Here is a 12,069-nt window from a genome sequence, read left to right as displayed (position 1 = left end):
GTTCACAAGCTGCACCTGCCGGCTTCCACTCTTACACCGGCTCTCTGTAAGATGCTGTACATGTTACTAGTCCTCTTCCAAGCTTTGAAATCATCTAATTAGCTTTGATTATATGTAAAATAATGCCGTACTGTCAAGCGGCACCCGGCTTCCGCCTTATTTCTTCGCTATAAAGAAAGCCCGCTCCGTAAGCTCGGTCGGCTGCTCCCACGTAAAATCCGCAGCTATCCGGACTTCACGAAAGCCCGCTGCTCGCAGCATTTGCTCCAGCCAATCCAAGTCATATGCGCGCTGCTCATGCGATTCGTCGATGCGCCTGAACAAAGCCCTGTTCCCGCTCTCCTTCACAAAGATGGTCAGCTCATGCTGGATTTGTACGCGCTCCTCGTCAAGCTCGCTTGTCCAGATGTAGGCGACGTCATCTTCGTTCAAATAGAACGGCTGGGTCTCCGCGTAAGTGAACAGTTGTTGCGGCGTATGTACGTCAAAAAGGAACAAGCCGCCCGGTTTCAAGCCGGCGTACGTCTGCCGGAACGCATCCGCAATATCCTCTTCCTCCAGCAGATAGTTCAGGCTGTCGCAAAAGGAAATCGCCGCGTCGACAGGCTCGCCGAGCTCCCATTCCCGCAAATCCTGCTGCAGCCAGCGAATCGCTCCGCCGCGAGGCTGGGCGCTCTCCCCGGCTTTCTGCTCAGCAACTGCGAGCATGTCCTCGGACAAATCGATCCCCGTCATCTGGTAGCCCTCCGCTGCCAGTGGGATTGTCAAGTTCCCCGTACCGCAGCCAAGATCGACGATCGAAACAGGCTTCACGCCGAACCGCTCAAAGCTCTCCAGCACGAATCGAAGCCAGTCCTTGTATGGCATCGTATCCATTAACCGGTCATACGTATATGCAAATTGTTCGTAGCTCATTTTAACCGGGGTTCTCCTCTTTTTTCAGATAGGTCCAATCGTCCTCCTGATAAATGAGCCCGTCCTTCATCAGCTTGCCCAGAGCCCGCTTGAACGCCGACTTGCTGAGACCGAACTTCTCTTTGATAATGTCCGCTGAGGTCTTGTCCGAAAAAGGCATGGCATTGCCGGCTCTTTCCTGAAGTACGCTGAGAATTCGTTCGGCGTCCTCGTCCCGCCCCTTTTCCTTCGGCTGCCGCATCGACAGATTGACGCGGCCATCCTCTTCGCGGACATAAGCGACGCGCACATCGACCAGCTCGCCCATCCGCAGCAGCCTTGTCCGCTCCATCGGAGCAATGAGTCCGATCACGCCGAAGCCAAGAACTCCCGCCTCGCATACGACGAAGGTTCCCATTTGGAGCGGCCTGTACACGCGCGCTTTCACCCAGCGGTTGCTCCAGCTCGACGGAGCCCGCACGCATAGCGGAGCCAAATCCTCTTCCAGCGCGAGCTTCGCGATTAAGCGCCCCTGCCTGTCATGCGCCAATGTCGCAAACACCTTGTCCCCCACTTGGGGGCGCAGCTCTTCAAGCTCAGGTACGTTGCGGTATGGAAGCAGCAGATGGCGTCCGAGGCCCATCTCGAGAAAGTATCCGAATCTCGGATGAATATCGACGACTTCCAGCAAACCGACCTCGCCCATCAACAGGTGCGGGCGTTTCATCGTCGCCATTAACCGGTCCTGCGTATCGTGGAACAGGAATGCTTCCACTTGGTCGCCGTCTTTAATTTTGCCTGCAATTTCCGCATACGGCAGCAGCACGTCCTGATAGCCGTCGCTCAGGTAATAGCCGTTCGGCGGAACTTCCCTCGCCACCTCAAGGGTCACGAGGGATCCTGCTTCCAGTCTCATACGCGCTCCACAACTTTGGCATCGGACCAAAGTCTTTCGATGTTATAATATTCGCGGTCATCGCGGTGGAATACGTGCAGAACCACATCTCCCAGATCGAGCAGAACCCATCTTGCCGTATCTACACCTTCATAGCCGCGGATCGGCACGCCGAGCTCATGCGCTTTCTTTCGGGCTTCTCCGGCAATCGCTTGTACTTGGGTTTCCGAATTTCCATGGCAAATGACGAAATAGTCAGCGATTAGCGATACCCCTTGCAGATTGAGCGTAACAAGATCGTGCGCTTTTTTGTCCTCCGCCGCATCCACTACAAATGCCAAAATTTCCTCTGGGTTTTTAATCATTCAATCAACCTCCGCTAAATTATTCATTTAATTGTTGAAGCAAATCATTCCGCGTCAAGATCGTCAGCGGGTAAATGCGTTTTCCTTTTTCGATCAGGAATCGGATCGTCGAATCGAAGCCGATCACCAGCGCTTTCTCCAAAGAGCTTTCGGCCGCTTGACGAATGGACTCTACACCGGGAAATTCCCGGCTGGGTTCCATATAATCCGCCAGACATACGATTTTGTCCAGCAAAGTCATCTGCTCGCGGCCCGACGTATGGTACCGGATCGCATCCAAAATCTCTTCATCCGCAATTCCGAATTGCGTCTTCGCGATGAACGCTCCGGCGTGCGAGTGCCATAGTTCCTTGTCATAGTCCAGCAGATCTGGGGGCAGCCCGTTATCGCGGATAATCTTAGCTTGCTCCTGAACGGGCCAATACTTGCAATAGTCATGCAGAATTGCGGCAAGATCGGCTTTGACAGGATCTCCTCCGAACCGTTTGGCGAGAATGACGCTCGTTTCCATGACACCCAGCGTATGCAGCCAGCGCCGCTCAGGCATCTGCTCTTTCACCGCCGCAATAAGCTCTTCACGCTTCATACAGCCGGTTCACCTCCATGTAACCGTTCACGGCCTCCGGCACCAGATAGCGAACCGAACGCCGCCGCGACCGTTCCTCGCGGATCGCCGTTGACGAAATTTCCACAATCGTCATGGGAACAATCGTTACGCGATTCCGGATGTTTGCCGGCATATACGTCATATCCAGCTCGTAGCCCGGTCTGGCTAAACCGATAAAACGAATATGCCGCACGATGTCATCGATGCGATGCCACTGCGGCAAATATTGGACCATATCTGCACCTATGATATAAGCAAACTCCTTATCGGGATGCTCATTGCGCAGCAACTCAATCGTATCGATACTATAAGATACGCCGCCTTTGTTGATTTCGATATCAATCGGACGAAAAAAAGGATTCCCCTCCGCTGCGAGACAGACCATCTCCCAGCGCTGCAGGGTCGTCGCTTTCGGCGCATTCGCCTTATGCGGCGGCACGTTAGCCGGCATGAGCCATACTTCGTCCAGTCCCGCTTCCACCCTCGCCCGCTCCGCCGCGATCAAATGACCGGTATGGATCGGATCGAAGGTGCCTCCCATTATTCCGACAAGCATGCTTCCACCTCTTTAGCACGGCAGTTCGATCTTCTTCTTGTCACGCGATTCTTTGTACAGCACGACGATTTTGCCGATGACCTGTACCAGCTCCGCGCCGGATTTCTCGGACAGCTCCGCTCCAACCTCAGCGCGGTCTTCCCCGCTGTTATTCAGAACTGTAATCTTGATCAGCTCCCGAACCTCCAACGCTTCTTGAATGTGACGAATCAAATGTTCGTTCACGCCGCCTTTGCCAACTTGAAAAATCGGATCTACATGATGCGCCAATGAGCGCAAATAACGTTTCTGTTTGCCTGTTAACATCGATGTCCCTCTATTCATTCTTATTCAGCTAACGACTGCTCTACCACCTGTCTCATCGCCTCAACGGGCGCAGGTGTGCCAGTCCAGTATTCGAAGGCATATGCCCCTTGATAAATAAACATGCCGAGTCCGCCATGAATGCGGGCGCCGACGGCCTCCGCTTCACGGAGAAAACGCGTAATGCGCGGGTTATAGATCAGATCGCTTACGAGATGATGCTTTCGAAGCAGCTCGACCGGCATCGGCAGCTCCTCGGTATGAGGGTGCATACCTGCGGAGGTCGTATTCAGCACGAACTGAACGTGATCCACGACGTCCGCCACCTCATCCAGCCCGAGTCCGACCGTCTTGGTATAAGTGCCGATCGTCTCGGCCAGCTCAAGCGCCCGTTCTTTGGTCCGGTTCGCGATGTAAATGCAGCCTGCGCCTTCTTTGGCCAGCGCATAGGCAACGCCTCTCGCCGCTCCTCCGGCACCTAGGACAAGCACATTCTTGCCCTTCAATTCGATACCTGTTTCCTCTTTGAGCGAGCGCACGTACCCGATGCCGTCGGTATTGTATCCGGTCAGCTTGCCGGCATCGTTCACAATCGTGTTCACAGCGCCTACGATGCGGGCGCCTTCGTCGATCTCGTCCAGGTACTGCATCACTTCCACTTTGTGGGGGATTGTTACGTTGATCCCCCGGTAGCCTAGAGCCCGAATCCCGCGAACGGCGTCGCCAAGCTCTTCGGGACGAACATGAAAAGCTGCGTAAACCGAATTCAAATCGGCTTCCTGAAAAGCGCGATTCAGCATGATCGGTGAACGGGAGTGCCGTATCGGATCCCCGAATACCCCATATAGAATCGTATGACTGTCAATCGCCCGGCTCTTCTCCATGGTTTCCTCTGGTCCCCCTATATCAATGACTCGCGTGTGATAACCTTAATCCCCTTCGGTGCGTGAACGGCAAGTTGAGCGCCGGCCACGGAATTCACCTTGATCCAGCCTAGACCGGAGATGAGCACATCCATCTGTTTCCCCTTCGGAATGTTCAGCACATGCTTCACAAGCGGCGGCAGCTCTGCCAGATCGTCCTCATTCGGCGGTGCCAGCATCACGCCCTTGTGTTCTTCATATAAGGCGTCCGCCCGCTCCAATTTCGTACGGTGAATTTGAATTGCATTGGAGATGTAGCAGGTGAACGACTGGTGCTCGCCTTTCATAAAATCAAACCGGGCTAAAGCGCCAAAAAACAGCGTCTGCGCCTCGTTTAATTGAAAGACGATCGGTTTGAGCGGCTTGTCCGGCATGATGCGGGAAAGATCGCGTTTCTTCACAACCTCGGTTAACCGGTGTTGGTGAACGATCCCCGGCGTATCGACGATAAACCGGCCATCATCGAGCGGGATTTTGACCAAATCCAGCGTCGTGCCCGGGTACTGGGACGTCGTCAGCTCAGCGTCAAGATCGCTGTAATCGCTGATCAAACGATTAATAAGGGTCGATTTCCCGACGTTCGTAGCACCGACGACATATACGTCCATATTGCCGCGGTATTCCTGTACGGCCGTAATGACGCGATCAAAGCCGATATTCTTCTTCGCGCTGCACAGCACGATATCGACGACTTTGAGATTCGCTTCTTTGGCTCGGCGCTGCACCCAATTGATGATTTTGTTGGCGTTCGTCACCTTCGGCAACAGGTCGATTTTGTTGACGACGAGCAGCACCGGATTCGTCCCGACGAACCGGGCAAGGCTGGAAATCATGCTGCCTTCGAAGTCGAAAATGTCCACAATCTTCACGACGAGCGCTTTGGTTTGGCCGACATGGCCGAGCAGCTTCAGGAAGTCGTCCTGCTGCAAGGTGATGCTCGAAGATTCATTATAGTGTTTGATCCTGTAGCACCGCTGGCAGATGACCGGTTCCTTCTGCAGCGCCGCTTCCGGGATAAAACCCAGCTTGCTTTTGTCTTCCGTTTGCAGCAGTACGCCGCATCCCGCACAATGATTAACGATTTCTGTACTCATGAAACCTCCTAATTCTTCATTCTGGCTGTCGCCCATTTCTCAATCCGACGGTTGATTCGTGTGAAAAACCCTTCGTCATTGATGGAAATCGGCTGTACCAGAATCGTGTAAAGCCCCATTCGATTGCCGCCAAGCACATCGGTTAACATTTGATCGCCTATGACCGCTGTTTGTCTTACGCTCGTACCAAGCAGCTTCATAGCTTTGTGAAAAGAAACGTTCGACGGTTTCTTGGCGCGGTGAATAAATGGAATGCCTAACGGCTCTGCAAAAGCGGAAACGCGTCCGTGATTGTTATTGGACACGATCACGACTTTGAAGCCCATCTTCTGCAATCGGTTCAACCACTCTATCAGCTCCGGGGTCGCATGCGGATCGCGCGCGCCGACAAGCGTATTATCGAGATCGGTAATGATACCGCGCACGCCAAAATCCCATAAATGATTGGCGTCAATATCATAGATCGTATGTACGGACTGTCTGGGTACAAGCTTATTCAGCAAACCATTTCCCTCCAACTGCTTCCTCGACATATACGAGAAACTATACCATAGTGACCCGATTGTTGCAAAAAGAAAAGAACATATTTTCCCACTATCCGCGGGTTGGAAGCGGCAGCCAATTCAGGACGTTTTGAATTTGGCGGTCCCAATATCCCCATTCATGCTCGCCGGGCCCTTCCTCATAAGTTAAGTCCAGTCCGATTTCCCGGCAGTAATCGCGGAACCGGAGATTATCTTCATATAAGAAATCCTCCGTGCCGCAGCATTGATATAGATCGGGTTTGGCATGAGGACTTGATGCGAGCTTCTGCGCCAAGTGAAATAAATCGTTGGCGCTGCCCTTGATTTGGTTGACATCGCCGTATATCAATTGGAAATCGCCCGGAAAGTTGAGCGCGCGGTGCGAAATATCGAGCGCACCCGACAAGCTTGCCGCAGCCGCGAATCTGTCCGGGTGCGTAAGCGCCAGTTTCATCGCGCCATAACCGCCCATCGACAATCCTGCCACGTAGTTCAATTCCCTCTCTTCTGCCAAAGGGAAGAAAGACCTGGCCAGCGCCGGCAGCTCTTCGCTAACGAAGGTCCAATATTTCGGTCCAGCCGCCATATCGGTGTAAAAGCTGCGGTTGACGGCCGGCATGACGACGGCGATGCCTAATTTGGCGGCATACCGCTCGATGGACGTGCGGCGCATCCAGATCGTATGATCGTCCGACAGGCCATGGAGTAAATAGAGGGTCGGATGCTTCTTGCCGAAGCTGGCCGAAGACATTCCGATTTGGGAATGAGCGGCTTGGGGCAGCAGAACGTACATGGATGCGGAAACGCCCAGTGTATCGGAATAAAAATGACAATCGATAAATGCCATACGAATAAGCTCCTCTCATAGGCAAAACCACCCCCCGGGAGGGGGAGTGGTTCTCAAATGCCTATTTCATTTGTTCTTTTAATTTGATAATCGATTGGCTAACCGCTTGATAATCGGCTTCCGTGGATGCCGCTTGACTGTATTTGGCCCGCTCGAACAGCTCGAGCACCGTCTCCAGCTCGTGCTTCATCCATTTGCTCTGATTAGCCCATCTGGCGGTGGCTTCGCGCATCGTTTCATGTTCAAGTCTCGTGTAGCCCTTGCGGCGGCTCATGCGCAGCAGCCTCTCGAACTCCACGATAATTTTCTGATTGAAGTTAACGGCTTTGAGCTTCCGGCGGGCTCTGAAGGCTTGCCAGTACGCGCCTTTGAAGAACAGCCATGCACCGGCGGCGATCGCTGCCGCTCCGGCTGCAGCACTAAACGTTATCCATAACCAGGTAAAGCTAGGAGCCGCTTCCGCTTCTTCCGGCAATGTAACCGGATCGCTCTCTGTCGACAGCTCTGAAGGAGGAGGCGTAACCTCCGGAAACACGTTCGGAAGGGAGAATCCGGACGTAGGCTCGAATGGAATCCAGCCGAAGCCTTCGAAATAGACTTCCACCCAGGAATGCGCATCGGAGTTGCGGACGGTGTACGTACCGGCGGCATCCTCATCGATATCTGCGCCCAACTGGCTCAGAATGCCGAAATCCCTGACTTCCTCCGAAACCGGCGAAGCGCCGGAGGAATAGCCTTTGACCCACCGGGTCGGCAGTCCGATGGAACGGCTAAGAACAGCCATTGACGTGGAGTAGTAATCGCAATAGCCCTGTTTCACTTCGAACAGGAAACGGTCCACGAAGTCCTTGCTTTTCCCTTTGGACTCGTCCGGGGTGTTCGTATAAGGGTAGGTTTCGGACAAATAGGTCTCGATCAGCTTCGCCTTATCGTACGCGTTGGTCGCAGACTTCGTAATGTCGGCGGCCAGCTGCTTGACGCGCGCCGGCAAATCCGCAGGCACTTGCAAATATTCGGCCCATTCCGGTTTATTCGCATAGTCGACATTCACTTCGCGCAACTTGGCAACGTCCAGAATCGGCTCCTGCGTAACAATAGCGTACTCCTTCGGGTAGTTCGTCCGACCCGAGTAGCGAAGCTCGGATTGACGAGGCGACCACAGAATGCGCTGGAACTGATTCTCACCCTGATTCACTTCCACGAGCCGCTGGATGGCGTAACCGCCGAACAGAACCGGGAACGTTTCATCCCTTTCCATCACGATCGTTTGTGTGACTTCTTTCGTCTCGAGCTGCGAGGTATCGAATCTCGGGTCAAGCGGCAGCACATTCAGGTTCACCCGATTGAGCGGCATTCTTCTCTCGTTAGCGCTGGGTTCCCAGCCTTTCCCGTTGTATTGCGCCCGCGTTTCGCCGCGGAAATACGTTCGTTTGCTCGTTTCGACCGTCATGACAGGGGTATAGTCGAATTGGAATCCCCCGCCGAGCGTACTGTCATCCCGGCTGTATCCGGAGGAGGAGTCGGCGGCTGACGCCGTAACGCTGACGCCTTTGCCTAGAAGGGGAACAGGCTCCCCCCGGCTTACCTTCCATGCCGTGTAAGGATCCGTCAGCACAGGGTCTACGGTCGGCGCCAGGAAGCCGACAATCCCGATGACACTGACAATAAGCGCTACAGGCAGAAGCAGCGAAGACGGGTAATCGGTGATCGTTTCCCAGATGACGGGAGCCCGCTTTTTCAATTTGGCGAAATGCCGAACGATCAGCAGAGAGAATCCGCAGAAGATGACCATGGCGACTTGCGGCCATAGAAATATCGCGCTGAAGGAGTCGCGGATGGAAAAAAACAGAATGCTGACGGTAATCAGGACAAAAATACGCAGCCTGGATTTGACCGACCACATGGCGAACAAGTAGATGACCCATGCCGTTAGACTGAACCAAATATACGGCTCGAGCTGTCCGGCATTGAGAGCGATCCATCGCAGCGCCGTTTTCCATGAGGTTACATGCAGTGTGACGAAGTGGTACCCCATGCCCACGGCATGGATCCCGACGATCAGAATGAACTGAATGAAGGAACGCCACACGCTGCGAATATGAGGCAGCATGTAAGTCGCCGCCACGATGCCCAGCGTTCCGGTGACGTAGGCGACCGTTTCCGGCAGCCACATACCGTCTTCTTTGGTAATCCAAATAACGAATTGATAGAGATAAATCCCGGTCAAGATGGCGCAAAGCCGCTGCTCCCAGTCGGTCAGCACGATTCTTCTCCACAGTGTGTTAAGCATAACGTTTCGCCCCTCCCAACAGGTTAGGCAAGTCCGTTAATTGGCTGACCTCATACCCCATGTAGCCTTGCGAGCGAATAGCCTTCACCCAGTCGTCCTTCGCCTGCTCCTGCTCCGTGCCCTGCATCTTGAAAGCTTGTGACGGTGCCGCATCCGCATGAACCCATATATGGCACGGATTCATCTGGAGATGCTCCAATTGAGTAAGCACCTGCATCATAGCGGAGCCTTTCTGCGGAGAAATCAGGACAAAGAAGCAGCCGGCCGGCAACTCCCGGGAATGCTCTTTCAAGATCTGGTGCAGCGAATGGAAACCGTCTGCTTCCACGCCAACCAGATGCTTCAGAATGTGCTTATGGTGATTCTGGCTTTGCTTCGGCTCGAAATAGGTGGACTCCTTGCCGATGGACAGCAGTCCGAGCGCTAGCTCCCGGCCCGATCCGTACCGGAATAACGACGCCGCAATCGAGACCGCCAATTCGAATTCGGCTGCATCCCCGTATGCGCGTGCTGTCCGGTCCAGTAGAATAATCGTTTTGGGCAGCGATTCCCGCTCGAACTCTTTGGACTTCCACGTTCCCGTCTTCGCCGTCGCGTTCCAGTGAATCCGGGATAACCGGTCGCCGTAGATGTATTCACGGACGCCATTAATTTGCGTAGTCTCCCGGTGAGCCCTCGTCGTCGTAGAATGATGCTGCATGCCTTTGAGCATCTGGTGGAATTGCGCCCACTCGCGGATCGCCACCGTTTGCGGATAGACCGTTATCGACTGCTGCAGCTCCATACGGCCCTTATGTTGAAAGAACCCGAAAATATCCTCTGTCAGACACTCCGTCGTTCCGAACCGGTAATACCCGCGTCTCAGCGGCGGCGTGCTGTACACCATCTCGCCTCTTCGCTTCCAATCCGGAATGAGCGAGCCTTCGAAAATCGTCGCTTCTCCGCTCTGGCGGATGAGCTGATCCTTAATCATCATGTAGGGAATCGGCCAGAAGCCCGGAATCTGCACGTTGATCGCGATCTGCAGCGATTGTCCCGCTTCCGCCCATGCATCCTGCGCCAAATTCGTCAGCTTGCGGGCGCCTTGGGTCCGCTTGATCCCGCTCCAATTCCCCGAGAGGAGATAGATGGACAACAGAGCGATAATAATAAAAAGCATGGAGGCCAGCTTCCCGCCTTGAAACAGCAGGAAAAGCAAGCTGGCCGTAAAACATGAAATCAGAACCCATAGCGGAGCCGGAAGCCGGGGGCGTTCCCCGAATCGTCGAAATACCGGTCGGTTCATAGGCTCACTTCTCCAATCGGACCGGCACGCGCACTTGTTCGAAGATCGATCCGAGTACGGATTGGACCGAAGCCCCGTCCATGCGCGCCTCGGAGTGTAGAATCATCCGGTGACCTAATACGTAAGGCGCTAAATATTTGATGTCATCCGGGATGACGTAATCTCTGCCTTTCAAGAATGCATAGCCTTTGGAGGCTAGTACGAGAGACAGCGTGGCCCGCGGACTTGCTCCGAGGAAGACGGCGGCATGCTCCCGCGTACGTCTGGAAATATGGACGAGATAGTCCGAAACGGCATCGTCTATATGCACCTTGCGAACCTGCTCCTGCAGGTCGAGTACGGTGGAGGTATCGATGACCGCATGCAGCGATTCCATCGGATGCGCTTGGCTCTGGGAGGCGATCATCTGCTTCTCGGCGGTTTCGTTCGGATAGCCCAGGCTCAGCTTGATCATGAACCGGTCCAGCTGTGCTTCCGGCAGGATATAAGTGCCTTCGAAATCGATCGGGTTCTGCGTGGCCAGCATGAGGAAAGGCGAAGGCAATTCATGGATGTCGCCGTCGACTGTAATATGCTGCTCTTCCATAGCTTCCAGCAGAGCGGATTGCGTCTTGGTCGTCGCCCGGTTGATTTCGTCGACCAGTAAAATGTTCGTCATGATCGGACCGGAGCGGAACAGAAACTTCTCTTCTTTGGGATGATATATAGAAACACCGGTAATATCGGAGGGTAATAAGTCCGGATTGCACTGAATGCGGCGGAATTGGCCGTCGATCGAGCGGGCGAGCGCTTTGATCAGCACGGTTTTGCCGGTGCCGGGCACGTCTTCGAGCAAAACATGTCCGCCGGCCAGCATCGCAGTCAGCAATAATTCGATTTCGGCGCTTTTGCCAAGAATGCATGATTCCAAGTTCGCTTTGAGTCTTGCTAAAACTTCTACGTGATGTTGGGTGGCAGTTTCCATGTCCTAATCCTCCTTAGAGTTTTCGTAAGAAGACTTACTCCGTAAGCCGCTGCTGATGAATGGGTTGGAGCTGGCAGGCTGCGGCTGATTCTCGTAAGCGATTGCTGCATGAATGAATGAATAAAAAATCGAGGTGGCGGGTCCTGCCATCGCGCAAAAAAACGCCGATATGAGCGTAATCCCCAATTTCGCGGAAAAAAGTGCATAAATCCAGTTTACAGTAAAGTTTTTCGCTCGTATACTTGTAATTCCTCTAAATTTATTTGTTAAAATTAACCATGTGAAATGTCTGCGCGGAATTACTCGCCTTGAGGAAGACTCCGCGGCGTGCTAACGGACACCACGGCCGTTATTGACGCGCTGGCCGCCGCGGATTAAAGCTAACGGACACACGCGTGCTTATTTGGCGTTTTTGAGCGAAATCACGCTCGAATTCGCCAAATAGCTGCGCTGGTGTCCGTTAGCTCGGCAATTCGGCCCGAAACGGCCGAATAAGCGCATCTGTGTCCGTTAGCCGGCCAC

13 protein-coding genes and 1 other annotated feature (1 of these 14 only partly in view) are annotated in these 12,069 nt (G+C 53.9%); all 13 genes read right to left on the bottom strand.

Annotated elements, in window-relative coordinates; all coding sequences use genetic code 11:
• Positions 1–89 (bottom strand) — a binding site (T-box leader) (it extends 150 nt beyond the left edge of the window).
• 67 nt (positions 90–156) lie between these two features.
• A complete protein-coding gene (locus tag J2X61_RS08800) occupies positions 157–915 on the bottom strand; it encodes a class I SAM-dependent DNA methyltransferase (RefSeq protein ID WP_310187436.1) in 759 nt (252 codons plus the stop codon).
• 1 nt (position 916) lies between these two features.
• Complete coding sequence (locus tag J2X61_RS08795; protein ID WP_274469447.1) at positions 917–1,810, bottom strand: CvfB family protein; 894 nt, start codon at positions 1,808–1,810, stop codon at positions 917–919.
• Complete coding sequence (gene rsfS, locus J2X61_RS08790; protein ID WP_274469448.1) at positions 1,807–2,154, bottom strand: ribosome silencing factor; 348 nt, start codon at positions 2,152–2,154, stop codon at positions 1,807–1,809. The genes J2X61_RS08795 and rsfS overlap by 4 nt, the downstream gene beginning before the upstream one ends.
• 19 nt (positions 2,155–2,173) lie before the next feature.
• Positions 2,174–2,740 (bottom strand): bis(5'-nucleosyl)-tetraphosphatase (symmetrical) YqeK, encoded by a 567-nt coding sequence (gene yqeK / locus J2X61_RS08785; RefSeq protein WP_274469449.1) that lies wholly within the window; start codon positions 2,738–2,740, stop codon positions 2,174–2,176.
• On the bottom strand, positions 2,730–3,317 hold the full coding sequence (locus tag J2X61_RS08780) for a nicotinate-nucleotide adenylyltransferase (protein WP_274469450.1): 588 nt from the start codon (positions 3,315–3,317) through the stop codon (positions 2,730–2,732). The genes yqeK and J2X61_RS08780 overlap by 11 nt, the downstream gene beginning before the upstream one ends.
• Before the next feature lie 12 nt (positions 3,318–3,329).
• The gene (gene yhbY / locus J2X61_RS08775; RefSeq protein WP_310187429.1) at positions 3,330–3,623 is read right to left on the bottom strand and encodes a ribosome assembly RNA-binding protein YhbY; all 294 of its coding nucleotides are present in this window, start codon (positions 3,621–3,623) and stop codon (positions 3,330–3,332) included.
• A gap of 20 nt (positions 3,624–3,643) precedes the next feature.
• Complete coding sequence (gene aroE / locus J2X61_RS08770; RefSeq protein ID WP_310187425.1) at positions 3,644–4,504, bottom strand: shikimate dehydrogenase; 861 nt, start codon at positions 4,502–4,504, stop codon at positions 3,644–3,646.
• A gap of 17 nt (positions 4,505–4,521) precedes the next feature.
• The gene (gene yqeH, locus J2X61_RS08765; RefSeq protein ID WP_274469453.1) at positions 4,522–5,637 is read right to left on the bottom strand and encodes a ribosome biogenesis GTPase YqeH; all 1,116 of its coding nucleotides are present in this window, start codon (positions 5,635–5,637) and stop codon (positions 4,522–4,524) included.
• 8 nt (positions 5,638–5,645) lie between these two features.
• Positions 5,646–6,140: a YqeG family HAD IIIA-type phosphatase gene (locus tag J2X61_RS08760; protein ID WP_274469454.1), complete on the bottom strand. Its 495-nt coding sequence runs from the start codon at positions 6,138–6,140 to the stop codon at positions 5,646–5,648.
• Positions 6,141–6,231: 91 nt separating this feature from the next.
• Positions 6,232–7,008 carry an alpha/beta hydrolase gene (locus tag J2X61_RS08755; RefSeq protein WP_274469455.1) on the bottom strand — a complete coding sequence of 259 codons (777 nt, stop codon included), beginning with the start codon at positions 7,006–7,008 and terminating at the stop codon, positions 6,232–6,234.
• Between the two features lie 61 nt (positions 7,009–7,069).
• Entirely contained in the window at positions 7,070–9,298 is a 2,229-nt protein-coding gene (locus J2X61_RS08750; protein WP_310187420.1) for a transglutaminase TgpA family protein, read from the bottom strand.
• The gene (locus J2X61_RS08745) at positions 9,291–10,583 is read right to left on the bottom strand and encodes a DUF58 domain-containing protein (protein ID WP_310187417.1); all 1,293 of its coding nucleotides are present in this window, start codon (positions 10,581–10,583) and stop codon (positions 9,291–9,293) included. Before J2X61_RS08745 ends, J2X61_RS08750 begins: the two co-directional genes overlap by 8 nt.
• Positions 10,584–10,587: 4 nt before the next feature.
• Positions 10,588–11,547, bottom strand: a complete 960-nt coding sequence (locus J2X61_RS08740) for an AAA family ATPase (RefSeq protein WP_274469458.1) — start codon at positions 11,545–11,547, stop codon at positions 10,588–10,590.
• Positions 11,548–12,069 lie beyond the last annotated feature (522 nt).

Origin of the sequence: Bacillus sp. 3255, from assembly GCF_031456485.1 — a bacterium.
Lineage (GTDB): Bacteria > Bacillota > Bacilli > Paenibacillales > NBRC-103111 > Paenibacillus_E.
Note: the sequence above shows the minus strand (reverse complement) of the source record. Positions and strands in the feature narration are given on the sequence as shown.

Coding starts and splice junctions, on each gene's coding strand:
- J2X61_RS08800 (WP_310187436.1), bottom strand. CDS start 915: ATGAGCTACGAACAATTTGCATATACGTATGACCGGTTAATGGATACG.
- J2X61_RS08795 (WP_274469447.1), bottom strand. CDS start 1,810: ATGAGACTGGAAGCAGGATCCCTCGTGACCCTTGAGGTGGCGAGGGAA.
- rsfS (WP_274469448.1), bottom strand. CDS start 2,154: ATGATTAAAAACCCAGAGGAAATTTTGGCATTTGTAGTGGATGCGGCG.
- yqeK (WP_274469449.1), bottom strand. CDS start 2,740: ATGAAGCGTGAAGAGCTTATTGCGGCGGTGAAAGAGCAGATGCCTGAG.
- J2X61_RS08780 (WP_274469450.1), bottom strand. CDS start 3,317: ATGCTTGTCGGAATAATGGGAGGCACCTTCGATCCGATCCATACCGGT.
- yhbY (WP_310187429.1), bottom strand. CDS start 3,623: ATGTTAACAGGCAAACAGAAACGTTATTTGCGCTCATTGGCGCATCAT.
- aroE (WP_310187425.1), bottom strand. CDS start 4,504: ATGGAGAAGAGCCGGGCGATTGACAGTCATACGATTCTATATGGGGTA.
- yqeH (WP_274469453.1), bottom strand. CDS start 5,637: ATGAGTACAGAAATCGTTAATCATTGTGCGGGATGCGGCGTACTGCTG.
- J2X61_RS08755 (WP_274469455.1), bottom strand. CDS start 7,008: ATGGCATTTATCGATTGTCATTTTTATTCCGATACACTGGGCGTTTCC.
- J2X61_RS08750 (WP_310187420.1), bottom strand. CDS start 9,298: ATGCTTAACACACTGTGGAGAAGAATCGTGCTGACCGACTGGGAGCAG.
- J2X61_RS08745 (WP_310187417.1), bottom strand. CDS start 10,583: ATGAACCGACCGGTATTTCGACGATTCGGGGAACGCCCCCGGCTTCCG.
- J2X61_RS08740 (WP_274469458.1), bottom strand. CDS start 11,547: ATGGAAACTGCCACCCAACATCACGTAGAAGTTTTAGCAAGACTCAAA.